Below are 24333 nucleotides of genomic sequence, written 5' to 3'. Positions count from 1 at the left end.
CCCCTCGAGCCCGGCCTCCGACTTCTGCTCCGCGTGCGGGTTCCCGCTGCGTGGGCCGCGGTGCGAGGCGTGCGGGGTGGACCGGTCGCCTGTGCTCTCCGCCTCGCGCAAGCCGCCCGCGGATGCGGACTGGGACGGGAGCTCGATCGACGCCTTTCGCACGCGCGACCCGGTGCGCTTCGTCGCGCAATGCGCCTCCGCGGAGGCCGGGGCGAGCCTCCAGGCGACGACGCTGCCGGAGGGCGTGGGGTGGATCGTTCCGCTCGGGGCGATGACGCTCTTCGTCTCGCTCGACGCGGCGAACGAGCGGGTCTCGATCGACGTCCCCGTCGTGCGCGTCGCGGAGCGGCACCGGGTGCCGCTGCTCAGGACGGCGCTGGAGCTGTCGGGCGGCCCCGAGCCGTTCCGGCTGTGCATGCGGGAGGATCTGCTGCTCCTCCGCCGCGTCGGCCGCGTCGCCGCCTTCACGCCGGAGGCGCTGCGCCAGGCGCTGCGCGAGAGCGGCGAGGCGGCGCAGCGGCTCGGGGAGACGATGGGCGCCTGGTTCGACGCGCGGCCGCCGTTCTCCGAGGAGCAGCGGGCGAGCCTCACGTGGGCCTCGGCCGGCCGCGCACGGCCGCTCAAGAACCTCACCGTCCCGCCCGCGCCTGCGCGCGCGCAGAGCGCTCCGTCGGTGCGGGCCGGCGCGCCGGCGACGCCGGTCTCGGGGGCGCGGACGCCGCTCGAGGAGCTGGCCGCGTGGGCGGCGCCCCCCTTGCCGCGCCTGCCCGAGTCGGTCGCGCGCCCCATCCGCGACGCGGACGCGATCCCCGACATCCTGTCCCCGTCGCTGGCGTCGGCGCCGATGCCGGCGGCGGGCGTCGCGTCGTCGAAGAACGGCGGCGCGCCCGCGCCCAAGGCCGGCATCCTCCCGCCGGCGCACGACGCCGGCGCGGCGTCGGCGGCGTCGAAGTCGATCGGCGGCGTCGCGAGCCCGGGGTCCGAGGGCGGCGCAGCGAAGCCGGCTCCGGGGAGCGTGGCGGCCGCGGCGCCGCTGTCGGGTGAGCAGGCGGCGGCCGCGGAGACGCCGGCGCAGGTCAGCGATCGCCGCAGCGCGCGCACCGTGCCCTTTCGTCGCTCGTCCTCCATCATGGCGGCGACGCCGCTGTCGGTGCGCCCGCCCGCGCTGCCGGAGGTGGAGATCGAGCCTCCGTCGCGCCGGAGCATCCCGTCCCGCCCGGAGTCGGCGAACGCGGCGGCCGATCGGTTCTGCCAGCTGCTCCGGGACGCGCAGGTGCTCGGCGCGGCGCTCAGCTTCCAGGAGCGGCCGGGCGTCATGGTGCTCCTGATCCGGTGCACGGTCTTCCGCGCGATCTACGAGCACGGCGAGGTGATGCCCGACGCGGTGGCGCACCTCTACCGCTGCACGGCGGCCGCGACCCGCGAGCTCATCCAGGCCGAGGGCGGCGCGCGCCGCGGGAACACCGCGGGCGTCGCGGAGCCCGCGCTCCTCGCGATGGAGCGGCTCGTGGCGGTGCGCGGCCAGGTGCCCGAGGAGAAGCCGCTCCACATCGATCCGCTCACCACGGCGGCGCTCGCGCGCGAGCACCTCGGCCGCTACCTGCGCGAGATCGAGCGCGCGCCGGCCGACCCGATGCTCCGCCACTTCCTCGCGATCGGGGCCCTGTCCGAGCTCCTTGTGCGCACGAAGCTGCCCGCCAAGACCGAGCAGCGGCTGCGCGACATCGTCGCCTACGCGCAGCGGGACGGCGCCAAACCCGGCACGATCGAGCTCCTGATGACGGCGCTCTCGAGGATCGTCGCGCAATGACGTCGCAGCTGGCGGCGCACGGCGACGGCGATCTCGCGCTGCTCCACGAGCGCGTCGCCCGCGCCCGCCGCTCGGTGGTGGCGATCCGCGCCGGCGCGCTCGTGACGACCGGCTGGGTGGCGCTCGGCAACGGCGTCGTTGTGGCGAGCCGGCGCGGGCTCGGCTACCCGACGGAGGTCGCGCTGACGTTCGAGGACGGGCGGGGCATGGCCGGGCGGGTGATCGCCGCGGACGTGGGCCGCGACGTGGCGCTCGTCGCGCCGGCCGATCCGCCCGGCGTCGCGGCGCTCGCCGTCCGCGCGGCGGCCGAGCCGAGGCTCGGCGAGCGCGCCGCGGTGCTGAGCTGCCTCCCGGGGCAGAGCCTGCGCCTCGCGGTCGCGCGGGTCTGCCACGTGGCGCGCAAGGTCGACGGGCAGCTCCCGGCGTTCGAGCTCGACGTGGCGGCGCCCCTCGGCGCGCCGGTGCTCGATCCCGAGGGGCGGGTGATCGGCGTTGTCGCGGCGCCGTCCGGCGCGGCCGGGGAGCTCGCGGGTCACTGCGTGGTGGTCCCGGCGGGCGCGTTCCAGCCGCTGCTCGCCCTGGGGGATCGGCCGCTCGCGGAGCTCAGGGACCGGGCGCCGGTGTACCGCTGCCCGGCGTGCGAGGAGCCGTTCGACGTCGAGTGCGACCGGTGCCTGGGCTGCGGCCGCCTGCTGCCGCACGCGTACCCGCCGTGCCCGGCGCGCGCGGGCGTCGAGCGGGTGATCCGGCAGGGCCTGTCGGCGCTCGGGCTCATCGCCAACCGGGTGCGTGTCGGTCCGAGGGCGTGGCGCATCGCGCAGCGGCCGTACCCCACGGCGGAGACGGCGACGCAGGTGGACATCGAGATCGACGAAACGGGGCGCCTGCTGACGCTGCGCGCGCCGGTCGTGGGGCTGCCTGCGGCGAACCACGAGCCGTTCTACCGGTTCCTGCTCACGATGAACGACCAGACGACGGGGGAGTTCCGCGTGTCGCTCACGGGCGACGAGGTGTCGACGTCGTGCGTGGCGTCGCTGGGGGGCTGCGCGGACCACGACGTGGCGCTGCTCATCGATGGGCTCGTGCAGATGGCCGACGAGTACCGGAGGACGCTGGCGGAGACGTTCGAGGCGGCGCCCAGGTTCGAGTCGGCGGCGGGGCGCTGAGGGGGAGGCCCGTCGGCGTCGACCAAGCGCGTTCAGCGCCCCACGCCCACCCCCAGCCGTCGTGGTCGTGGTCGTGAACGAGGTCGTGGTCGTCAACGGCTCGGTCGTGAACGTGAACGTCCCGCTCCGGCGTTCCGCTGCCCTCCGCGATGGGCCGAAACAAAAGCTTCCGGCGCGGAGGCGCGACGCGGAATTGGCCGGAAAACTCGTCCCCAGCGCGCGTCGGACGGCGCCGGCTCGGAGGCGCTGCGCTCGCTCAATGCGACGCTGGGGTACGCGCAGCAGCGGGTTGCCCGGAGCGACAGGACTGCGACCGCGCTGCTCGGCGGCGTCGCCCTGAGGCGGCAGGCGCTCCTCGGCTGGCCCTGACGATGTGAAGGATATTGACAGTGCCACCGGGAAGGTCGACATCGACCACGCGCTCACGCAGCTGGAGAATGCGATGAAGAAGCTGAGCGAAAACGGACTCGCCAGCGACGTCGAGCGGATCGAGTTCATCATCCCCAAGGGTGCGCCGCTCAAGAATGAGAACGAGATCGTCGAGGAGTGCTATCTAGTCGACGCGCTCACGGGTAAGCGCATCAAGCTTGAAGGCTTTAGGAACCTGGTCATGGTGATCCAGTGATGAGCGTATCAGGTCCCTGGATCCATGCATGGTGTGACGAGAAGGGCCGGGGCGACGCGCTCGCGGCGGCTCTGTCTGCTCTTGTCATCCCGGGGGGAACGTGCGGCTTCCACATCGAGTCCATCGACCATCCAGACAGCACATGGCGATGGCGCGATACCTTCACCCTCAGCGAGACGGTCGCGGCGGTGCGCGCAGGATCACTGCAGGGACGCACGTCTTCGCATCCTTCGGCGCGACGCTGAGCTCCGGAAGCGCAATCGAGATCGCTGTCGAATGCAGCGGCGAAGAGTGGGAGCGCAGGTATCCCACCGGTCCTCTATGCGCACGTCCGGGCGATCGCAGCGATCTACTTCCCCGGAGTCTCCGCCTCGCCCTCGGCCATCTTCAGCGATGCAGGCTCCCCTGCGTGCTGCCGCGTAAATACGCCGGCCCAAACTTCGACGAAGAGCTGAAAAATCAAGATAGAGTGAGAGCAAGATGGCCAAGGTCAAATTCGTGGAGATCCACCTCGTCAGGGCGCACCAGGAGGTCGTCCCGCTGGCTCGCTTTGTCCTCAGGTCGGAGGGCCCCCCCGTGCAGATCGTGAAGCTCCACCCGAATTGCATGAACGCGTTGGGCGACATACTCGAGCAAGGGCTGCCTAGCTACGAGCGCGTCTACAACGTCGAGGATGGGCTCGATTTCCTGAAGGCCTTGCGGCGAACCTATCACTCCCTTCGGTACTACGCGACCGAGGTCGCCGAGATGGACGAAGAGGAGGCGCTCCGTGGCTGCGAGGACGGCGAGGGGTAATGCGCGCGGGCCCACCGCGTCCGCCTCAACGCATGATCGACGCCTGAGCCCGGCGGATGCACGTAGAACGGCCCCTCTGTCGCGCTGGCGAACCTCATCGGAGCTCACTCGCCGCCCGCTACGCACACCATCTGAACGAAGTCAACCCACACGCCCCCACGTCGCCGCTGTCCGCGGGCGGCGTCGCGCAGGTCCGTCCCGCACCGCCGCGCCGCCGCCCTCCGCGCTGCCGTCCGGAACCCTCGCCGAGCGGCGCGTGGTAGCTTCACCCGCGCCCGCACGAGGCCGTGCGGCCACCCGTCATCGAGGAGACCATGAAGCGAGAGAAGCGACTGACCAAGCGCGAGCGGAAGGCGCTCGCGCCCGCGCGCCCGGCGCAGCCCCACGAGCACAAGCACATTCATTGCGTCGCCTGCGGCAAGCACCTCGATCCGGAGGAGTTCCTTGCGCAAGGGTCGGCGACCTGGATCCAGTGCCTGCACAAGTCGCGCTTCGCCACCTGCACCGAGTGCGTCGAGATCTCGAAGCGCCTCCTCGCCGAGCACGACCGCACCGGTCAGCCAGTTCAGTCCGCTCAGGCATGGCACTGAGCGACCGACACCAGCCGACGCGCACGCGCGGCCTCGCCTGAGCACCCTGCGCAGCTTCACCTGGGCACGCCCGCACGGCCTCGCCTGAGCACGCCCGCACCGCAGGCGGGCGCCCTGGACAGGTCGTCCCAGACACCAACTCCCCATCTCCCCGCTCGCCCGGAAACCGAAGCGCATCGAGGAGAGCCAATCGCTGGAACACACGGGTCGTCGGTAGTCCAGAGGACGCTGCCGCGTCCGCTCCGGAGGCGCCGTCCCTCATCCGGATGCACCACCCCTCATTCCGGTGCGCCGCCCCTCATCACAGCTGCCGCTCGCCCTCCACTCCCGCGCTGGCCCGTGCGGTATCCCACGTGCGCCGCCTCTCATTGTAGCTGTCGCTCGGTGTCGCACACCCGCGCTGGTCCGCCCGGCATCCCGCGGCGCCCCGCCGCGCCTCGCCGATCAGCGCGCGCCCTCGACGGCGACGCGTAACCTTGCTCGCTCTCCCGCGCGGCCGTCCACCCCGGATACGCTTGCGCTCGGGGCCCTTTCCGTCAATGGTTTGCGCCCCATTCATCTCTCTCGGAGGATCTGCATGACGAAACCAATCCGCCGCGCGGGCGTCATCGGCGCGGGCGTCATGGGCAGCGGCATCGCCGCCCACTTCGCGAACGCCGGCATCGAGGTCCTGCTCCTCGATATCGTGCCCCCGAACCTCACCGACGCCGAAAAGAAGGACCCGGCCGCCCGCAGCAGGTTCGCCGCAGGCGGGCTCGAGAAGGCCCTCAAGGCCAGGCCCGCCGCGTTCTTCCACCCGTCGAACGCCCGCCTCGTGCGCACCGGCAACACCGAAGACCACTTCGCCGAGCTCGCCCAATGCGACCTCGTTATCGAGGCCATCATCGAGAAGATGGAGCCGAAGCGCGCCCTCTTCGCGCGGCTCGAAGAGGTCTTGCGGCCTGACGCGGTCGTGGCGTCGAATACGTCCGGGCTGCGCATCGAGGAGATGATGCAAGGGCGCTCCGCGGACTTCCGCAAGCGATTCCTCGTCATGCACTTCTTCAACCCGGTCCGGTACATGAAGCTCCTCGAGCTCGTCGTCGGGCCCGACACCGATCCCGCCGTCGTCGCCCGCGTGCGGAAGCTCGGCGAGGACGTGCTCGGAAAGGGCCTCGTCTTCGGCAAGGACACCCCGAACTTCGTCGGCAATCGCATCGGCACCCACGCGATGCTGACCGCCATCCACCTCATGATCGAGGACGGCCTCGCGCCGGAAGACGTCGACGCCATCACCGGCGTCGCCATGGCCCACCCGAAGAGCGCGAGCTTCAGGACAGGCGATATCGTCGGGCTCGACACCTTCGCCCACGTCGCCGACAACTGTTACTCGGCGCTCGAGCGCGACGAGGACCGCGACGTCTTCAAGGTGCCCGCCTACATCCGGAAGATGATCGAGGCGAAGCTCCTCGGCGACAAGACCAAGGGCGGCTTCTACCGCAAGGCCAAGGAAGGCCTGGAGACGCTCGACCCGGCCAAGCTCGAGTACCGCCCCCACGGCGGCGACGAGGCCATCAAGAAGGCCACGCGGTCGTGCGAGAAGATCGAGGACCCCGCCGCGCGCGTGAAGAAGCTCGCCGGCGACCCCGGCAAGGCCGGGCAGTTCGCCTGGAAGGTGCTCTCCCGCGCGCTGGCGTACACGGCGCGGCGCGTCGGCGAGATCGCCGACAGCATCGTGGCGATCGATGACGCCATGCGCTGGGGGTACAACTGGGAGCTCGGGCCGTTCCAGACCTGGGACGCGCTCGGCTTCGCCGAGACCGTCGAGCGCATGCAGAAGGACGGCATCAAGCTGCCCGAGTCGATCCTCCGCATGAAGCAGAGCGGCGCGACGTCGTTCTACCGCGCCGACGGGGCGGTGTTCGACCTGCTCAAGGGAGAGTACGTCGCCCAGAAGGTCGATCCGCGCAACGTGACGCTGGCCGGCGCGCGCGCGGCCGCGCGGGGCGCGAAGGCCGTGCTCGCCAACGACGGCGCAGAGGCCTGGGATCTCGGCGACGGCGTGCTCGGCGTCACCTTCAAGACCAAGGCGAACAGCCTCGATCCGGACTCGATCGGGATGCTCTCGCTCGCCGCCGAGAAGGCCGAGCAGGACTTCCGCGCGCTCGTGGTCTTCAACCAGGGCGAGCACTTCTGCGTCGGCGCCAACCTGTTCCTCGTGGCCATGGCCGCGGGCAACAAGGACTGGGACGCGATCCGCAAGATGGTGAAGGCGTACCAGGACGCGACCCAGCGGCTGAAGTACGCGAGCGTGCCGGTCGTGGCCGCGCCCTACGGGATGACCCTCGGCGGCGGCCTCGAGCTCTGCTTCGCCTGCGACGCGGTGCAGGCCGCGGCCGAGACGTACGCGGGGCTCGTCGAGGTCGGCGTCGGCCTGATCCCGGGCGGCGCAGGGACGCTCAACATGCTCTGGCGCGCGCTCGAGGGGATCCCCGAGGGCGTGACGGTGCCGACGTACGACATCGTGACGCAGGTCTTCAAGAACATCGCCCTCGCCAAGGTCGCGACCAGCGCGGACGAGGCGAAGGCGCTCGGCTTCTTCCGCAAGACGGACGGCGTCTCGTTCGACCGGGCCCGCCAGCTGTACGAGGTGAAGGCGCGCGCGATCGGGCTGGCCGAGGCCGGGTACCACGCGCCCGTGCCGCGCGCCTACAAGCTGCCGGGCGAGAGCGGGATCGCGACGCTGCAGATGATGATCGACACGCTCGTCGCCGGCGGCCACGCCAGCGAGCACGACGCGAAGATCGCGCGCAAGCTCGCCGAGGTGCTCTGCGGCGGCGCTGGCGGCGGGGCGCGCGAGGTGACCGAGGACGAGATCCTCGAGCTCGAGCGCGAGGCGTTCGTCAGCCTGTGCGGCGAGCCCAAGAGCGCCGAGCGAATGCAGTACATGCTGATGAACAACAAGCCCCTCCGGAACTAGGTGAACGCCATGGTCGACGTCGTAATTGCAGAGGCCGTCCGCTCGGCCGTTGGCCGGGCCCACAAAGGGTCGCTCGCGCTGAAGCGACCCGATGAGCTCGCCGGCGAGGTCGTCGCTGCGCTGCTCCAGCGCGTCCCCCAGGTGAAGCCGGAGGACGTCGAGGACCTCGTCCTCGGCTGCGCCATGCCGGAAGGCGAGCAGGGGCTCAACATCGCGCGCGTCGTCTCGCTCCTCGGCGGGATGGCGCAGGAAGGGTCCGCGATCACCATCAACCGCTTCTGCTCGAGCGGGCTCCAGGCGATCGCGAGCGCGGCGGGCAGCATCGCGATGGGATCGCTCGACATCGCCGTCGCCGGCGGCGTCGAGTCGATGACGATGGTGCCGATGACCGGCAACAAGCTGAGCGCGTCGCCGGAGGCGATGGAGCGGTGTCCGACGGTGTACACGCCGATGGGCATCACCGCGGAGAACGTGGCGAACCGCTTCCAGGTGAGCCGCGCCGACCAGGACGCGTTCGCGCTGAAGAGCCACCAGAAGGCGGCGGCGGCGCGCGCGGCCGGGCGCTTCGAGGACGAGATCGTCACCGTGAAGGGGGTGCGCTTCGAGAACGGCAAGCGCGCGACCTTCGACTTCCGCGCCGATGAGCTGATCCGCAAGGAGACGACGGCGGAGGCGCTCGCGGGGCTGAAGCCGGCGTTCTCGGCGAAGGGGAGCGTCACGCCGGGCAACAGCTCGCCGCTGTCGGACGGCGCCGCCGCGGCGCTCGTGATGAGCAAGGCGAAGGCGGACGCGCTCGGGGTGAAGCCGCTCGGGTACTTCCGGGCGTTCGTGACCGTCGGCGTCGACCCCGCCATCATGGGCATCGGCCCGGTGCCCGCGGTGCGCAAGCTGCTCGCGAGGACGGGGCTGAAGATGGCCGACATCGACCTCTTCGAGGTCAACGAGGCGTTCGCCTCGCAGGCCGTCTACGTGCAGCGGACGCTCGAGATCCCCGAGGAGAAGCTCAACGTGAACGGCGGCGCGATCGCGCTCGGCCACCCGCTCGGGTGCACCGGCGCGAAGCTCACCGCGACCGCCCTCTACGAGCTGCGCCGCCGCGGCGGCCGGTACGCCGTCGTGACGATGTGCATCGGCGGCGGCATGGGCGCGGCCGGCCTCATCGAGCTGGCCGGCCCGACCGCGCGCGCCTGATCCCACCGCGCCGATCCCGCCCGTCCCGTCCCATCGCGTCGATCCCGCCCGTCCCGTCCCATCGCGTCGATCCCGTCGACCGCGCCCCGCCGCGGCCCGAGCCCCGCGCTCCGGCTTTCCCGCGGCGGGGCGATGGCCTATAGAACGCCCATGCCGAGCCACCTGACGACCTTTCAGGGGTCGATCCCCGAGGCCCTGAAGCAGGCCATCGAAGCGAAAATCGAGGGCTCCACCGCCGAGGTGACCGGCGGCGGAGGCCACTTCAACCTGGTCGTGACCTCGCCGGTGTTCGCCGGCAAGAGCATGCTGGAGAGCCAGCGGCTGGTCTACGGGGCGATCGCCCACCTCATGGCCGGCGACCAGGCGCCCGTCCACGCGATCGACAGCCTGAAAACCCGCACACCCTGAGCGGGGGCGCCCCCGCTCAGGGCGTGGATCAGCGGTGGGGGGCGTGACGTCGGTCGCCCTCGGCGTGGCAGGTGCTGCTGCAGCCGTCGCCGTCGGTGGTGTTGCCGTCGTCGCACTCCTCGGGGCCCACCTCGATGCTGTCGCCGCAGACGGGGGCGCAGACGCTGGGCTCGCCGGTGCACTGGTAGCCGTGATCGACGTCGCAATCGGGGCTGCAGCCGTCGCCATCGACGGTGTTGCCGTCGTCGCAGCCCTCGTTGCCGATGAGCAGGCCGTCGCCGCAGAGCGGGCCGCAGGCGCTGGGCTCGCCGTTGCACTCGTAGCCCGCCTCGATCACGCAGACGGCGTTGCAGCCGTCCTCGTTCCCGACGTTGCCGTCGTCGCAGGCCTCGGCGCCCCGCACCAGGCGGTCGCCGCACATCGTCGAGCAGATGCTCGGCGCGCCGGCGCAGGTGTAGCCGGGCTCGACGGCGCAGCCCGCGTCGCAGCCGTCTCCTGCCGCGGTGCCGCCGTCGTCGCAGGCCTCGGCGCCGCCCACCGCGCCGTCGCCGCACACGCCGCCCCCGGCGCCGCCGTCGCCGGCGCCGCCCTGGCCGCCGTCGCCGGCGCCGCCCTCGCCCGTGGCCCCGCCGGAGCCCGCCGTCGTCGTGCTCGACACGGCGCTCGACCCGCTCGTGCTCGATCCGGAACCGCCGCCCCCGCCGTCGCCGTCGCTCGCGCCTTCCCGTTCGCACGCGAGCAGCGCCGTGGCCGCGATCACCGCGGCCGCCCCAGTCCATCTCGTTAACAGCATCTGTATCCTCCAGGAGCGAGGTCCGCGAGCGACGGGGGCCTCCCCTCGACCCTCGAGCGCGCGCCGAGCACCTGTTGCCCCAACCTTCCACGGAATACTCCGCTCCGATCGTCCGGACAACTTCGCCCTACCCGGACGTCCCGGCGTTCGGCCGCGCGGCCCGCCGGCGCGCATCCACGCGCATCAACTCATGATTTCCGGCGGATCGCGGGCCCTCGCGAGGGAGCGGCGGGCGCGCGCCGCTCCCAGGCGGAGCGCCCGGCGCCGGGCGCGCGGCGGGGCGCGTGGCAGGTCGCGTGACAGGTCCAGCCAGGCGCCGCGATCGCTCGCGCCGCGAGCTCGCCGCGTCGTCTGTTTGACACCGGAATTCGCGCGGTGGTACGTGGCGCCGGGCGCCCCACGCGCTCGCCCGATAGCGACCTCACACGACCCCGAGGACCCTCCCATGACGCCTCGTTCCCCGTTGCTCCCCGCCGAACCGCTCCCAGGCGCTCCTGGGGCGAACGACGCCCGGCTCCCGGCCCAGGCGCGCCCCGGCCGAGCCTCCCGCCTGGGCGCCGGGCTGCTCTCCTTCGTCCTCGGCGCCGCGATGACCGCCGCCAGCGCGGGCGACGCCGCGGCCCAGACGCGCACGGGAGACGGCGCCAACGGCGACGGCATGGACCTGCACCTGTTCCGGCCGGCGGTCGACTCCAAGGGGCTCTTCTCCGTCAACGGGGCGGACATCCTCGGCGCGAACGACATCAGCCTGGGGCTCGTGCTCGATTACGGGCACAACATCCTGCCGCTCACCGAGAACGACCGGGGAACGGAGATGATGCTCAATCACGCGTTCCAGGGGACGTTCCAGTTCGATTACGGCATCGCCAACTTCCTGGTCGTCGGGCTCTCGGTCCCGGTGGTGCTCAACGGGGGCAAGCCGGTCGACGACATCGGCCCGGGCGGCAGCGCCAACTACGACGACGACTCGCTCGACGCGCAGGCGCTCGGCAACCTGGCCGTCCACGCGAAGGCGCGCATTCTCCGCCCCGATCAGGACGTGATCGGGCTCGCGGTGATCGCCCAGGCCGGGATCGGGGTCGGCGGGAGCCAGGACTTCGCGTCGGATCCGGGGTTCTTCTTCTGGCCGCAGCTCGTGCTGGAGAAGCGGCTCGGCACGACCAACCCGTTCCGGATCGCGGCGAACGTCGGCTACCGCGGCCACGCCGGGAAGAACCCCGTGTTCGGCCTGCGCCAGGACGGCACGACGTTCCAGCTCAAGCACGGGGACCTCGAGTACTCCGACCTGATCACCGCCGGGGCCGGGATGAGCTACCGCGTCCTCACGCCGCTCGATCTCGTGGCCGAGACCTACCTGACCCAGCAGGTCGGCGGCGGCGACAGCGCCAAGCAGAAGCTGTCGGCCGAGGCGATCGGGGGCATCAAGCTCTTCATCGAGCGGAACAGCTTCCTCATGCTCGGCTTCGGGGTCGGGTACACGCCCGGGTTCCAGGCCGCGGCGCAGCGCGGGACCATCGGGTTCGTCTTCGAGCCGTCGATCGGCGATCGGGACGGCGACGGCATCAAGGACGACCAGGACGACTGCCCCGACGAGCCCGAGGACTACGACGGCTTCCAGGACACGAAGGCGGACTCGCCCCCCGGGAAGTACGGCTGCCCGGATCCGGACAACGACGAGGACGGCATCCTCGACGTCGACGACCGCTGCCCGAACAACCCGGAGGACCGCGACGGCGACGAGGACGACGACGGCTGCCCGGAGGGGAGCGACGGCGATCGCGACGGCGACGGCATCCTCGACTCGCGCGACAAGTGCCCGGACGACCCGGAGGACCGCGACGGCTTCCAGGACAAGGACGGCTGCCCGGATCCGGACAACGACAAGGACGGCATCCCCGACAAGTCCGACCAGTGCCCGAACGACCCCGAGGACAGGGACGACTTCGAGGACGAGGACGGGTGCCCGGAGCCCGACAACGACAGGGACGGCATCCCGGACGTTGTCGACAAGTGCCCGAACGATCCGGAGACGTTCAACGGCCTCGAGGACGAGGACGGGTGCCCGGACAAGGGCAGCGTCGTGATCGAGGAGAACAACATCGTCATCCTCGAGAAGATCCAGTTCGCGACCGGCAGCGCCGAGATCCTCCCGGAGTCGTTCGGCATCGTGCAGGCGGTGGCCGAGACGCTCAAGCACCACCCGGAGTTCACGATGATCGAGGTGCAGGGGCACGCCGACGAGCGCTCGGCCGACGCGTACAACCTCAAGCTGACCCAGGCCCGCGCGGACGCGGTCGCCGCGGCGCTGGCGCAGCGCGGCGTCAACAAGAACAGCGTTCGCTCGATGGGCTACGGCGAGTACTGCCCGATCGATCCGGCCCACAACGCGGCCGCCTGGGAGAAGAACCGGCGCGTCGAGTTCAAGGTCGTGCGGACCGACAAGGGGCCGACCAACGTGGAGCTCGGCTGCGCCCTGGCCCGATCCAAGGGCGTCAACCCGCCGCCTCCCTGAGCGAAACCGCGGCGCCGCCCGGAGCAGAACCGCGGCGCCGCCGATCTGGACAGGACCGGTCGGGCCGGGAGAGAGTGAGCCCATGAAGGCCCGCGCCAGGCGCTCCGCCGCCACCACGCTCGCCGCCGCTGCGCTCGCCATCATGGCGAGCGGCTGCATCAACACCGACGCGGCCGTGTTCGTCGAGCCGTCCATCGCGGCGCCCGGGGCGACCGTCTCCTCGAACGCGCTCGGGACCGGCCTTACCGCGAGCTTCGCGCTGGAGCTGCACCTGAGCGCGCGGGCAAGCGGACCCAGCCGCGTCGCGGTGCGCACCTTCGCGATCACGAGCGCCGATCAGAAGACCTCGATCGTCGAGCCGCTCCCCGTCGAGACCACGGCGGCGCTGCCGGTCGAGGTCGCTCCGGACAGCGACGTCACCGTGGCGTTCACCGTCGATACCGGCGCTCAGGGCGGGACGCTCAAGGCCGACGCCGCGGCGGCGCTCTGCGCCACGGAAGGGATCCGCATCACGGGCGCGATCGAGGACTCGCTGGAGGACGGGGCGACGCCGGTCGCCTCCGCGGTGTTCCACGCGGACTGCCCGTGATGCGGCGCACGCCCGCCGCCCCGGCGCGTTCGCCGGCATTGCCCGGCGTCATCGCGCGCGCGCCGCGCTAAAATGCTCGCCATGGCGCCTCGAGAGATCACCCCCCCTCCGGAGACCACGGCGGATCGAGCGGTCGGGTCCCCGGGAAACGCCGACGCGCTCCGTTCCACGAACGGCGGGGGCGGAGAGGGGCTCGCGCTCGACGAGGCAGGGCTCGCGGCGCTCCGGCGCGCGGTGGCCGCGTGGCGCGCGGGCCCGGTCGCCGAGGCGTCGGCGCGCTTCCCGCCGCGGAGCGAGCGCTTCACCACGTGGAGCGGCATCGACGTCCCCGACCTCGCGACCCCGGCCGACGCGCCGGTCGACCACGCGGCGGATCTCGGGCTGCCCGGGGAGTACCCGTTCACGCGGGGCGTCCAGCCGACGATGTACCGCGGCAGGCTCTGGACCATGCGGATGTTCGCGGGCTTCGGCACGCCCGAGCAGACGAACGCGCGGTTCAAATACCTGCTCGCAGAGGGCCAGACGGGCCTGTCGACCGCCTTCGATTTCCCGACCCTCATGGGCTACGACTCCGACTCTCCGCGGTCGCTCGGCGAGGTGGGGATGTGCGGTGTCGCGGTCGACACGCTCCGCGACATGGAGGCGCTCTTCGACGGCATCCCGCTCGACCAGGTGACGACGTCGATGACCATCAACGGCCCCGCGGCCGTGCTGCTCGCGTTCTATATCGCGCTCGCCGACAAGCGCGGGATCCCGCGGAGCCGCGTCGGCGGCACCGTGCAGAACGACTGCCTCAAGGAGTTCATCGCCCAGCACGCCTGGCTCGTCCCGCCGCGCCCGGCGATGCGCATCGTGACCGACATGATCGAGTTCTGCGCGCGCGAGGTGCCGCGGTGGAACTCGGTGTCGATCAGCGGCTACCACATCCGGGAGGCGGGCTCGACCGCCGCGCAGGAGCTCGCGTTCACGCTCGCGGACGGGCTCGCCTACGTCGAGAGCTGCGTCGCGCGCGGCCTCGACGTCGACTCCTTCGCGCCGCGCCTGTCGTTCTTCTTCGACGTCCACAGCGACTTCTTCGAGGAGATCGCGAAATTCCGCGCCGCGCGCCGCATGTGGGCGCGGTTCCTCAAGGTGCGGTACGGGGCGAAGAAGGCCGAGAGCATGAAGCTCCGGACGCACGCGCAGACGGCCGGCGTGTCGCTGACGGCGCAGCAGCCGTACAACAACGTGGTCCGCGTCTCGCTCCAGGCGCTCGCCGCCGTGCTCGGCGGCACCCAATCGCTCCACACGAACTCGCTCGACGAGACGTACGCGCTCCCGACCGAGGAGAGCGTGACCATCGCCCTCCGGACCCAGCAGATCATCGCCCACGAGAGCGGGGTCGCGAACACCATCGATCCGCTCGGCGGGAGCTACTATGTGGAGTGGCTCACGGACCGCCTGGAGAAGGAGGCCCTCGAGTACATCCAGCGGATCGACGAGATGGGCGGGATGGTGGCCGCCATCGAGAAGGGGTATCCGCAGCGCGAGATCGCCGCCTCGGCCTACAGGTTTCAACGAGAGCTGGAATCGAACGAGCGGATCATGGTGGGCGTCAACCGCTACGCCGCGGTGGGCGAGAAGACGATCCCCCTCCTCCGGATCGACGAGGAGGTGCAGCGCGTTCAGTGCGAGAACCTGGCCCGGGTCAAGGCCCAGCGCGACCAGGATCGGGTGCGGCGCGCCCTGGCCGACGTGCGGAGCGCCGCGCGCGGCCGTGACAACCTGATGCCGCCCCTCATCGCGGCGGCCAGCGCGTACGCGACCGAGCAGGAGATCTGCGACGTGCTGCGCGACGTCCTGGGGACTTACAGCGATCCGGCCGAGTTCTGAGCACGCGGGAACGCGCGCGATCGCGGGGGTAGTCGCGCGGGTAATCGCTCGGGTAGGAGCGCGCGCGCGGCTTGCTGCGGTGCGCCGCGGCCCCGGCGTGCGCATCCGCTCAGGTCGCGGGCGGCGCGGTGGCCGGGGAACCCCTCGATTCGTCAGGTTGACACTTCTCTACCTCGGCCGGTAGAGTGCGCCGGCGTCAGGTTGCCGCAGTCGCGGCTCATCCGTGGCGCCGCCGTACGGTCTGCTGTTGTCGCTGCGCTGCGGCGCTGCGAGCTGTCGGTCGAGTGAGAGGATCGTCGTGGGCGACCGAGGTCGCCGCGTAGGGAGCAAGCTTATGAAGAGTCGATCCATGTCGCGCCGCATTTTTGCCCTTTCGGCGCTCGTCCTATCCGTCGGCGCCACGGCGGCCTGCGACAACAAGCCCGAGTCCGGTGGCACGGGGCCCACGGGCTCGGCCGGGCCCGCGGCCACGGGCGCGGCGAAGGGCGATGCGAAGGGCGGCGCGAAGTTCGTCACCATCTCCAGGGAGCAGCAGGCGTCCTGGGTTCGTAACTTCAACCCCCTTCTCGGCGAGGGGGCCACGCGCTTCCCCACCGTCGCGGGCATCTACGAGCCCATGATCGTGTACAACACGATGAAGGGCGAGTACGTCCCGTGGCTCGCCACGAAGTACGAGTGGAGCGACGCGAACAAGAAGCTCACCTTCACGACGCGCCCCGAGGTCAAGTGGTCTGACGGACAACCCTTCTCGGCGAAGGACGTCGCGTTCACGTTCGGGCTCCTCAAGAAGTTCCCGGCGCTCGATCTCACGGGCGTTTGGAAGCTCGTCGAGTCGGTCGAGGCCAAGAACGACACCACGGTCGAGTTCGTCTTCAAGGAGGCGTTCGTCCCCGGCCTCACCTACATCGGCCATCAGCCGATCGTGCCGGAGCACAAGTGGAAGGACGTCGCCGACCCGGTCACGTTCACGAACGAGAACCCGGTCGCGACGGGGCCCTTCACCGAGGTGAAGACCTTCCAGAACCAGATCTACGAGCTCGGCAAGAACCCGAACTACTGGCAGAAGGGCAAGCCGGCGGTCGAGGGGCTCCGCTTCCCGGCGTACCCGGGCAACGACCAGGCGAACCTGGCGCTCATCAACGGCGAGGTCGACTGGGCCGGCAACTTCGTGCCCGACATCGACAAGACCTACGTCGCCAAGGACCCGGAGAACAACCACTACTGGTTCCCGCTCGTCGGCGGCACCGTGACGCTCTACCCGAACGCCACGAAGAAGCCGTTCAACGACATCAAGCTGCGCAAGGCCATCAGCATGGCCATCGACCGCGCCCAGATCGCGAAGGTCGCGGTCAACGGCTACACGGTCGGCGCGGACGGGACCGGGCTCGACGACGCCTACGGTCGCTGGCGCAGCGACAAGGCCGCCGCGGCCGGCGACTGGACGACCTTCGACGTGGCCAAGGCGAACGCCCTCCTCGACGAGGCCGGCTACGCCAAGGGCGCCGACGGGATCCGCGCGAAGGACGGCAAGCCGCTGAAGTTCGACATCAACGTCGTGACCGGCTGGTCCGACTGGGTGCGCGCGGTCCAGATCACCGCGCAGAGCCTGAAGGCCGTCGGCATCGAGGCCACGCTGAAGACGTACGACTTCAGCGCGTTCTTCGAGGCGCTCCAGAAGGGCACGTTCGACATGTCGATGGGCTGGACCAACACCGAGCCCACGCCGTTCAACTACTACCGCGATCTCATGGCCCCCGAGTTCGTGAAGGCCGTCGGCGAGGTCTCGAACCGCAACTGGCACCGCTTCGCCGCCAAGGAGGCCGAGCCGCTGTTCAAGAAGTTCGCGGCCGCGACGGATCCGGCGGAGCAGAAGAGCATCGTCGAGGACCTGCAGATGATCTACGCCACGCAGGTGCCGGTCATCCCGCTGTTCAAGAACCCGTCCTGGGGCGAGTACAGCACGAAGCGCTTCGTCGGGTGGCCCAGCAAGGAGAACCCGTACGCGAAGCTGTCGCCGAACAACTCGCCGGACTACCTGCTCGTCCTGACCGAGATCAAGCCGAAGTGACGGCTCCTGCGCTGCGCGCCGGGCGTCCGGCGCGCAGCGTGTGTGTCCCCGCCTAGCGGCGCTTCTCTCTCTCTTCTCTCTTTCACCCCCGACTCAGCACAAACCTTGGCCGCCGGCGGCGCCGGTGCGAAGATCGCACTGCATGCTTCCCTCGGGCGTCCAGATTGCGCGCTTCGCTGCGCTCCTCTCCGGAGTCTTCCTCGCCGCCTGCGGCGGCAACCAGCACGCGGGCGCCGCGGCGTTCTGGGAGGGCGACACCGTCGATCCCGCCGCGCCGGCGGATCAGGCGGGCGCGAAGAAGAAGGCGCCGCGCAGGGCTTTCGGCGCGTCCGACGATTTCGGCGGCGCCCCGCAGACGCCCGAGGAGCGGGCGCCCTCGTCGTGGGTGGGGGTGCGGCACGATCTCTCGCTCGCGCGCGCCGACTCGCGCAAGGAGCGCTGCAGCTGCCTGGCCGTCGAGGTGGGGGAAGCGCGCGATCCCAGGTTCCAGTGGGCGGCCGGCGCGCCGGAGACCTCGGCCAATACGCTGGCCATCGCGCTGAGCGCGCGCGGGGTGCCCTGCCCGGGCGGCGCTCCCGACGAGGAGAGCCGGCGACCCTCGATCTCGGCGGTCGATCAGGAGGGGAACGATATCGTCATCGAGGTCGAGGAGCTGCCCGCAGGACGGCCGCTCGCGACGGGCGCCGTGATCCCGAGGCCCGCTCCGGGCGGGGCGATCTACGTGAAGGGGCGCAGCGCGAAGATCCCGTATGCGCGCGCCGCGGGCGGCGCGCGCTGCAAGGTCTACTGAGCGCCTGCGCTGCAGGGACAGGCGCTGAGCCGGGCAGACGGGCTCACTGGGCGGGAGCGCCGGCGCAGATCCAGTCGTTGATCTTCTTGATGCTGGCCTCGGGCAGGGCAGCGCCCTTGTCCGGGGGGGGCATGCGCGTGTCGTCGCCGCAGAGGCCGGTGCCGCGCACCTTGTTGATGATGTAGCTCTCGCTCGGCTTGCCCGGCACGACGAGCATCCGGCCGGTGCACTCCGAGCTCGCGCCGTTGACGAGCTCGCCATGGGCCGCGTTCGCGCGGAGATCGAGGCCGGCGGCCGCGGGGCCGGCGTTGCCGTGGCACCCCGCGCAGGTCGTGTTCAGGATCATCCGCACATCAGCGAAGGTCGCGGTGCCCGCGCCGCAGAGGGGGTCGCCGGGAGCGGAGCCGCCTTCGCCGGCGCCGCCCTGGCCGCCCTGGCCGCCGGAGCCGCCTTCGCCGCCGCCGGTGGCGCCGCCCTGGCCGCCGGAGCCGCCTTCGCCGCCGCCGGTGGCGCCGCCCTGGCCGTCGGTCCCACCGGTGCCGCCGCCCTGGCCCGCGCTGCTGCTGCTGGCGCTGCTGCTGGACGAGCTGCTGGAGCTGGAGCTGGTGCTGGTGTCGGTCTCACCACCATCGTCAGAGCAGGCAGCCGCCGAGAACCCGATGGTCAGACAGAGGACCAGTTGAAGTGCAGTTTTCTGGGAAAGCATGTGAGGACCTCTTTGACGCTGTGTTCGCGCGGCGAGCGCCGCGCTGTCGATTCGCGGAGGACCCTAGATGGCCTCGTGAGCATCCACAACGCATTTCACGAAGTGAAAATGGTTATCGTTATCGCGAGCTCGCGACACTGCAATGAAATGATGGTGCTGTACCGGGATCGGTTCGCTCGCGTCTACGCGGAGAGCGCCTTCGACGAGAGCAGCTCTCCGGGATCGCGCTCGGCCAGGTCCTCGAAGCGCGGGAGGTCGGCGAGGCGGCGCGTCGTCGTGGCGCAGGTCTCGGGGTCGCGCTGGAACGCGATCGCGCGGCTGAGGCCCTGCTTCGACACCCCCCTGAGCAGCGCGGGCGAGTGCGTCGTCGCCACGATCTGGCAGACGGAGGGCCGCGCCGCCCCCTCGAGGAGCTGCGCGAGCACGGCGGCGCGCTCGGGGTGCAAGCCGGCGTCCGGGTCCTCCACGAGGAGGAGCGAGCCCTCCGGCGCGGTGAGCACGCCGGCGATCTTGCCGAGCGCGCGCAGCGCGCCGTCCGGGAGGCTCGGCGCCGGGACGCGGGCGCCGCCCTTCTCGACGAGCACCATCATGACGTCGCCGAGGCCCGTCTCCGCGAACTCGATATCTTCGATCTCGGGCGCGAAGATCGAGCGCACCCAGCCGAGCACATCGGCCTTGTGCTCGGCCTCCTGGCAGAGCCAGCGGAGCACGGCGGAGAGGTTCTGCCCGCCGGCGCCGAGGTTCTCTATCTCGTGCGGCACATAACCCCTCATCCGCGAAGGATCGATGTCGAGCGACAGCGTGCTCCGCATCGCGACCTGGAGCGCGTTGCAGAGCGCGATGACGTCCGCGAGGCTCACGTCCTCGCCGCGGCCGCGGTGGTGCTCTATCTGGCCGAGCAGGCTGCGCCGCGCGGGGTTGCGATCCATGGAGGCGATCCGCATCGAGCGGCCCTTCTTCGACGCCGCCTTCATCGCTCCGCCCGAGGCGAACCCCTCCAGCCCCTTCAGCGCCGACGCCGGCGTGTCGAAGAGCGGGCCCCCGGCCGACCTCGCCTCGAGCGACTCGTGCTCCACGATCACGTCAGGCTCGACCTGACACGTGATCTTGTGTGTGAGCTCCTCCTTCCCGATCGCCCATCGGCTCTCGATGGTGAACGATTTGGCGCCCCTGTGCGTGGCCCCTTGCGTGCCGCCGCGCAGGCCCGGCCACACCTCGCGCCTGCCGTCGACGCGGCCGCGGAAGATGTCGCACAGGGGTAGATCCAGCCCGACGCCCTGCAGGAAGCGCAGGGCGTCGAGGAAGTTGCTCTTCCCGGCGCCGTTGGCCCCGAGCAGCAGCGTGAAGGGGGACAGCTCCACCGTTTGATCGGCGAAGCTCTTGAAGTTCCTGAGTCGGATGGATGTCAGCATGCCTGGCCGCCCGCAGCCATCATGTGACCAGGCAGCCGGCCGGATGTAAAGCGCCGGCCGACGGCTCAGCGAAAGTCGATGAGCTCGACGTCGAACACCAGCATGCCGGCGGGCGCGCCGGGCCGTGTGGGCTTGTCGCCGTAAGCGAGGTCGGCCGGTATCCAGAATCGCGCCTTCTCGCCTTTCACCATCAGCTGTAAGCCCTCCGTCCACCCCTTGATCACGCCGCCCACCGGGAAGGTGGCCGGCTCGTCGCGGACGATGGAGCTGTCGAACATCTTCCCGTCCGTGGTCCACCCCGTGTAGTGGACGACGACGCGGCTCGTCGGCTTCGGGTGCTCGGTGCCGGTGCCCTTCTGCAGGACCTGGTAGGCGAGCCCGGAGGCGGTCTTCTTCGCGGTCTTCGGCGCCGCCTTCACGTCCTTCGGCGCGGGCGGAGGCTTCGGCGCGGGGGCGAAGTCGAGCAGCTCGACGTCGAACACCAGCATTCCGGCCGGGGCGCCCGGCTGGGCCGGCGTGTCGCCATAGGCGAGGGCCCCGGGGATCCAGAGGCGGCGCTTCTCGCCCTTGCTCATGAGCTGGAGCGCCTCCGTCCACCCCTTGATCACGCCGCCCACCGGGAAGGTGGCCGGCTCGTTGCGGACGATGGAGCTGTCGAACATCTTCCCGTCCGTGGTCCACCCGGTGTAGTGGACCGTCACCTTGTCGTCCGGGCCGGGATGCGCCGTGTCCTTGCCCGGCGCCAGCACCTTGGACGCGAGGCCCGATGCCGTCTTCTGCGCGTCGGCGGGCGGCGCCGCGACGTCCGGCGGCGCGGGCAGGCCGGCGGGCTCGGGCGGCGGCTGCGGCGAGGCGGCGGGCTCGGGGGTGGGCGCCGGCGGCGGGGCCGGCTTGACCGAGGCGCTCACCGGCGCGTCGGCGATCGCCTGTGAGGCGGGCTTCTGGTCGCACGCGGTGAGGGGGACGGCGAACATCGCAACGAGGACGAGAGAGAAGCGCTTCATGCGCGGCTTCATAGCTCGTCCGCCGTCGAGAGCCGGGGTTTTTGTGAGGTGCACGCGTGAGGTGCACGCCGCGGTTCCGACGGCTCTGGATCCGATAGGGGCCGTCGGCGGTCGGCCGTCCGTCGTACCTCCATTCCGCCGTTCGAGGGATCTCGACCTGACTGCGAGGACGGTCTAGCGTGCACCCGCCATGGGGAGATCGATATATTTCTTCGGCGCAGGGCAGGCGGACGGGGACGCACAGCAGAAGGATCTGCTCGGCGGAAAGGGCGCGGGGCTCGCCGAGATGACCCGCCTCGGCATCCCGGTGCCGCCGGGCTTCACGGTCACCACCGAGGTCTGCAACGCCTATTACGCCTCGGGCAAGGCGCTCCCCGCCGGCGTCGAGGACGAGATCAAGGCGGCGATCGGCCGGCTGGAGGCGCTGCGCGGCGCCGGGTTCGGCAGCCCCGAGGCGCCGCTGCTCGTGTCGGTCCGCTCGGGCGCCCGCGCGTCCATGCCGGGAATGATGGATACCATCCTGAACCTCGGCCTGAACGACGAGATCGCGCGGGGGCTCGCGCGGCGCACGGGCAGCGAGCGATTCGCGCTCGACGCCTATCGGCGGTTCATCCTGGCGTATGCCGATATCGTGCTCGGCGTGCCCCGCGACCGCTTCGAGGAGGCGCTCGGCCGCGCGCGCAGGCAGGCCGCCGCGAAGCTCGGCGTCGACGCGACGCGCCTGAACTCCGCCGAGCTCGAGCGCAAGGTGCCCGACTCCCAGCTCGATCCGGAGTCGCTCGCGGCCTTGATCCAGCGCCAGAAGGATATCGTCCTCGGGGCGACGGGCCGCCCGTTCCCCGACGAGCCGTACGCGCAGCTCTGGGGGGCGATCGGCGCCGTATTCGATAGCTGGAAGAACCACCGGGCGCAGGTGTACCGGAAGATGCACGACATCCCGGAGGCCTGGGGGACAGCTTGCACCGTCCAGGTGATGGTGTTCGGCAACCTGGGCGACGACTCCGGCACGGGGGTCGCGTTCACGCGCGATCCGTCGACCGGAGAGCGGCGCTTCTACGGCGAGTGGCTCCCCAACGCGCAGGGCGAGGACGTCGTCGCGGGGGTGCGCACGCCGCACCCGCTGTCGATCACCGGAACTGGCACCGGAACTGGCACCGGAACTGGCACCGGCGCCGGCGTGGACGACGAGAGCTCGCTCGAGGCGCGGATGCCCGCGGCGTACGCGGCGCTCGTCGAGGTGCAGGGCAAGCTCGAGCAGCACTTCCGCGACGTGCAGGATCTGGAGTTCACGATCCAGCAGAAGGAGCTCTTCCTGCTCCAGTGCCGCACCGCCAAGCGCACGGGCCGCGCGGCCGTGCGCATCGCGGTCGAGATGGCCAAGGAGGGCCTGATCAGCCAGCGGGAGGCCATCCTGCGGGTGGATCCGGGCTCGATCGATCAGCTGCTGCACCCGAGCATCGACCCGAGCGCGCCGAAGTCGCTGCTCGCGCGCGGCCTGCCGGCGAGCCCGGGGGCGGCGACGGGGCAGGTGGTGTTCAGCGCGGACGAGGCGGAGCGGCGCGCGGGCCAGGGCAGGGCGGTGATCCTCGTGCGCTCCGAGACGTCGCCGGAGGACATCCACGGCATGAAGGCGGCGCGCGGCATCCTGACGGCCCGCGGCGGCATGACGAGCCACGCGGCCGTCGTGGCGCGGGGGATGGGCAAGAGCTGCGTCGCCGGCTGCTCGGCCATCAGCGTGAGCCAGGGCCGGATGGCGGTGACGATCTACGACGATCACGGGCGCTCGACCGGCACGATCACGGTGAAGGACGGCGATCTCATCACGCTCGACGGCGGCACCGGCACGGTCTACCTCGGGGCGGTGCCGACCATCCCGGCGGCGCTGAGCGGCGAGTTCGAGGAGCTCATGGCCTGGGCCGACGCGGTCCGGCGCCTCCGGGTGCGGTCGAACGCCGACACGCCGCACGACGCGAGGACGGCGCGCAACTTCGGCGCCGAGGGCATCGGGCTCTGCCGCACCGAGCACATGTTCTTCGACGAGGAGCGCATCCAGGCGGTGCGCGAGATGATCCTCGCGGACGGCGAGCTCGGGCGGCGGCGCGCGCTCGAGAAGCTGCTCCCGTTCCAGCGCAGCGACTTCGTGGGCGTCTTCCGGGAGATGGCCGGCCTGCCGGTGACGATCCGGCTGCTCGATCCGCCGCTGCACGAGTTCTTGCCGCAGGACGAGGCGCAGCTCCAGCAGCTCTCGAGGGCGACGGGCGTCTCCGCAAAGGATCTCCAGCGCAAGAGCGAGGAGCTCGCCGAGTACAACCCCATGCTCGGCCACCGCGGCTGCCGGCTGGCGATCACGTCGCCGGAGATCTACGAGATGCAGGCGCGCGCCATCCTCGAGGCGGCGTGCGAGGTCGCGGCGGCGGGCATCGAGGTGGAGCCGGAGATCATGATCCCGCTCAGCATGACCCGGCGCGAGCTCGCGCTCACGCGCGCGCTCGTCGAGGGGGTCGCGGAGAAGGTCTTCGCCGAGAAGGGGCGGCGGGTCGACGTCCGCTTCGGGACGATGATCGAGCTCCCGCGCGCCGCGCTCAGGGCCGGCGAGCTGGCCGAGGAGGCCGAGTTCTTCAGCTTCGGCACGAACGATCTCACGCAGACGAGCCTGGGCATCTCGCGCGACGACGCGGGCCGGTTCCTCGGCGCGTACGTCGAGGCCGGCATCTTCGCGAAGGATCCGTTCCAGTCGCTGGACGTGCCCGGCGTCGGAGAGCTCGTGGAGATCGGGCGGGATCGAGGGCGCGCGGCGCGGCCCGGGCTGAAGCTCGGTGTCTGCGGCGAGCACGGCGGCGATCCGAGCTCGATCGCGTTCTTCGAGCGGGCGGGGCTCGATTACGTGTCGTGCTCCCCGTTCCGCGTCCCCATCGCCCGCCTCGCCGCGGCGCAGGCGGCGCTCGCGGCCGAGGCCGCGAGGGGTCCGCGCGCGACGGACTGACACCCACCCTCCGGCGACATATGCCCGGACAGGGCGCCGGGACATCCGTTCTCACGAGCG

The 24333-nt window shown here is 71.3% G+C and carries 18 protein-coding genes; 14 read left to right on the top strand and 4 right to left on the bottom strand.

The genetic code is table 11. The features are described from left to right. Positions 1–76: 76 nt before the first annotated feature. The 8 genes from WME95_RS41430 to WME95_RS41395 all read left to right on the top strand — a co-directional run bounded on the left by WME95_RS41430 (position 77) and on the right by WME95_RS41395 (position 9544). Positions 77–1810: a hypothetical protein gene (locus WME95_RS41430; protein WP_437904770.1), complete on the top strand. Its 1734-nt coding sequence runs from the start codon at positions 77–79 to the stop codon at positions 1808–1810. Next, positions 1807–2976: a trypsin-like peptidase domain-containing protein gene (locus WME95_RS41425; protein ID WP_437904769.1), complete on the top strand. Its 1170-nt coding sequence runs from the start codon at positions 1807–1809 to the stop codon at positions 2974–2976. Before WME95_RS41430 ends, WME95_RS41425 begins: the two co-directional genes overlap by 4 nt. A gap of 373 nt (positions 2977–3349) precedes the next feature. Beyond that, positions 3350–3601, top strand: coding sequence for a hypothetical protein (locus WME95_RS41420; protein WP_437904768.1), 252 nt, complete (start codon positions 3350–3352; stop codon positions 3599–3601). 480 nt (positions 3602–4081) lie between these two features. Further along, the gene (locus tag WME95_RS41415; RefSeq protein ID WP_437904767.1) at positions 4082–4396 is read left to right on the top strand and encodes a hypothetical protein; all 315 of its coding nucleotides are present in this window, start codon (positions 4082–4084) and stop codon (positions 4394–4396) included. Between the two features lie 314 nt (positions 4397–4710). Next, positions 4711–4986 carry a hypothetical protein gene (locus WME95_RS41410; RefSeq protein WP_012240164.1) on the top strand — a complete coding sequence of 92 codons (276 nt, stop codon included), beginning with the start codon at positions 4711–4713 and terminating at the stop codon, positions 4984–4986. Positions 4987–5563: 577 nt separating this feature from the next. Further along, positions 5564–7945 (top strand): 3-hydroxyacyl-CoA dehydrogenase/enoyl-CoA hydratase family protein, encoded by a 2382-nt coding sequence (locus WME95_RS41405; protein ID WP_437904766.1) that lies wholly within the window; start codon positions 5564–5566, stop codon positions 7943–7945. 9 nt (positions 7946–7954) lie between these two features. Continuing rightward, positions 7955–9136 (top strand): thiolase family protein, encoded by a 1182-nt coding sequence (locus tag WME95_RS41400; protein WP_437904765.1) that lies wholly within the window; start codon positions 7955–7957, stop codon positions 9134–9136. A 150-nt stretch (positions 9137–9286) separates the two neighbouring features. Next, positions 9287–9544 carry a BolA/IbaG family iron-sulfur metabolism protein gene (locus WME95_RS41395; protein WP_012240161.1) on the top strand — a complete coding sequence of 86 codons (258 nt, stop codon included), beginning with the start codon at positions 9287–9289 and terminating at the stop codon, positions 9542–9544. A gap of 28 nt (positions 9545–9572) precedes the next feature. Here the strand turns inward: WME95_RS41395 and WME95_RS41390 are convergent, their stop codons facing one another. Beyond that, a complete protein-coding gene (locus WME95_RS41390; protein ID WP_437904764.1) occupies positions 9573–10337 on the bottom strand; it encodes a DUF4215 domain-containing protein in 765 nt (254 codons plus the stop codon). Positions 10338–10782: 445 nt separating this feature from the next. Here WME95_RS41390 and WME95_RS41385 point away from each other — a divergent pair, with 445 nt between their 5' ends. The 5 genes from WME95_RS41385 to WME95_RS41365 all read left to right on the top strand — a co-directional run bounded on the left by WME95_RS41385 (position 10783) and on the right by WME95_RS41365 (position 18168). After that, positions 10783–12849 carry an OmpA family protein gene (locus WME95_RS41385; RefSeq protein ID WP_437904763.1) on the top strand — a complete coding sequence of 689 codons (2067 nt, stop codon included), beginning with the start codon at positions 10783–10785 and terminating at the stop codon, positions 12847–12849. An 82-nt stretch (positions 12850–12931) separates the two neighbouring features. Then, complete coding sequence (locus tag WME95_RS41380; protein ID WP_437904762.1) at positions 12932–13438, top strand: hypothetical protein; 507 nt, start codon at positions 12932–12934, stop codon at positions 13436–13438. An 81-nt stretch (positions 13439–13519) separates the two neighbouring features. Next, positions 13520–15310 carry an acyl-CoA mutase large subunit family protein gene (locus WME95_RS41375; RefSeq protein ID WP_437904761.1) on the top strand — a complete coding sequence of 597 codons (1791 nt, stop codon included), beginning with the start codon at positions 13520–13522 and terminating at the stop codon, positions 15308–15310. A gap of 349 nt (positions 15311–15659) precedes the next feature. Then, positions 15660–17378, top strand: coding sequence for an ABC transporter substrate-binding protein (locus WME95_RS41370; RefSeq protein WP_437904760.1), 1719 nt, complete (start codon positions 15660–15662; stop codon positions 17376–17378). Between the two features lie 142 nt (positions 17379–17520). Beyond that, entirely contained in the window at positions 17521–18168 is a 648-nt protein-coding gene (locus WME95_RS41365) for a hypothetical protein (protein WP_437904759.1), read from the top strand. A 43-nt stretch (positions 18169–18211) separates the two neighbouring features. On the opposite strand, the gene WME95_RS41360 is transcribed toward WME95_RS41365, so the two are convergent. The 3 genes from WME95_RS41360 to WME95_RS41350 all read right to left on the bottom strand — a co-directional run bounded on the left by WME95_RS41360 (position 18212) and on the right by WME95_RS41350 (position 21290). Further along, the gene (locus tag WME95_RS41360) at positions 18212–18874 is read right to left on the bottom strand and encodes a c-type cytochrome domain-containing protein (protein ID WP_437904758.1); all 663 of its coding nucleotides are present in this window, start codon (positions 18872–18874) and stop codon (positions 18212–18214) included. A gap of 182 nt (positions 18875–19056) precedes the next feature. After that, positions 19057–20286, bottom strand: coding sequence for an AAA family ATPase (locus WME95_RS41355; RefSeq protein WP_437904757.1), 1230 nt, complete (start codon positions 20284–20286; stop codon positions 19057–19059). A gap of 65 nt (positions 20287–20351) precedes the next feature. Beyond that, positions 20352–21290, bottom strand: a complete 939-nt coding sequence (locus WME95_RS41350) for an FKBP-type peptidyl-prolyl cis-trans isomerase (protein WP_231864474.1) — start codon at positions 21288–21290, stop codon at positions 20352–20354. A 190-nt stretch (positions 21291–21480) separates the two neighbouring features. On the opposite strand from WME95_RS41350, the gene ppdK reads away from it, so the two are divergent. Continuing rightward, positions 21481–24273: a pyruvate, phosphate dikinase gene (gene ppdK / locus WME95_RS41345; RefSeq protein WP_437904756.1), complete on the top strand. Its 2793-nt coding sequence runs from the start codon at positions 21481–21483 to the stop codon at positions 24271–24273. Positions 24274–24333 lie beyond the last annotated feature (60 nt).

The organism is Sorangium sp. So ce327 (genome assembly GCF_051530205.1).
Classification (GTDB): Bacteria; Myxococcota_A; Polyangia; order Polyangiales; family Polyangiaceae; genus Sorangium; species Sorangium cellulosum_B.
The sequence above is the reverse complement of the archived record's forward strand: the minus strand, read 5'-3'. Positions and strand labels throughout refer to the sequence as shown.

What these genes read in the sequence shown, in the direction of transcription:
- WME95_RS41375 (WP_437904761.1), top strand. Translation starts at nt 13,520, where the DNA reads ATGGCGCCTCGAGAGATCACCCCCCCTCCGGAGACCACGGCGGATCGA.
- WME95_RS41400 (WP_437904765.1), top strand. Translation starts at nt 7,955, where the DNA reads ATGGTCGACGTCGTAATTGCAGAGGCCGTCCGCTCGGCCGTTGGCCGG.
- WME95_RS41410 (WP_012240164.1), top strand. Translation starts at nt 4,711, where the DNA reads ATGAAGCGAGAGAAGCGACTGACCAAGCGCGAGCGGAAGGCGCTCGCG.
- WME95_RS41405 (WP_437904766.1), top strand. Translation starts at nt 5,564, where the DNA reads ATGACGAAACCAATCCGCCGCGCGGGCGTCATCGGCGCGGGCGTCATG.
- WME95_RS41385 (WP_437904763.1), top strand. Translation starts at nt 10,783, where the DNA reads ATGACGCCTCGTTCCCCGTTGCTCCCCGCCGAACCGCTCCCAGGCGCT.
- WME95_RS41360 (WP_437904758.1), bottom strand. Translation starts at nt 18,874, where the DNA reads ATGCTTTCCCAGAAAACTGCACTTCAACTGGTCCTCTGTCTGACCATC.
- WME95_RS41350 (WP_231864474.1), bottom strand. Translation starts at nt 21,290, where the DNA reads ATGAAGCGCTTCTCTCTCGTCCTCGTTGCGATGTTCGCCGTCCCCCTC.
- WME95_RS41425 (WP_437904769.1), top strand. Translation starts at nt 1,807, where the DNA reads ATGACGTCGCAGCTGGCGGCGCACGGCGACGGCGATCTCGCGCTGCTC.
- WME95_RS41415 (WP_437904767.1), top strand. Translation starts at nt 4,082, where the DNA reads ATGGCCAAGGTCAAATTCGTGGAGATCCACCTCGTCAGGGCGCACCAG.
- ppdK (WP_437904756.1), top strand. Translation starts at nt 21,481, where the DNA reads ATGGGGAGATCGATATATTTCTTCGGCGCAGGGCAGGCGGACGGGGAC.
- WME95_RS41395 (WP_012240161.1), top strand. Translation starts at nt 9,287, where the DNA reads ATGCCGAGCCACCTGACGACCTTTCAGGGGTCGATCCCCGAGGCCCTG.
- WME95_RS41380 (WP_437904762.1), top strand. Translation starts at nt 12,932, where the DNA reads ATGAAGGCCCGCGCCAGGCGCTCCGCCGCCACCACGCTCGCCGCCGCT.
- WME95_RS41365 (WP_437904759.1), top strand. Translation starts at nt 17,521, where the DNA reads ATGCTTCCCTCGGGCGTCCAGATTGCGCGCTTCGCTGCGCTCCTCTCC.
- WME95_RS41355 (WP_437904757.1), bottom strand. Translation starts at nt 20,286, where the DNA reads ATGCTGACATCCATCCGACTCAGGAACTTCAAGAGCTTCGCCGATCAA.
- WME95_RS41370 (WP_437904760.1), top strand. Translation starts at nt 15,660, where the DNA reads ATGTCGCGCCGCATTTTTGCCCTTTCGGCGCTCGTCCTATCCGTCGGC.
- WME95_RS41390 (WP_437904764.1), bottom strand. Translation starts at nt 10,337, where the DNA reads ATGCTGTTAACGAGATGGACTGGGGCGGCCGCGGTGATCGCGGCCACG.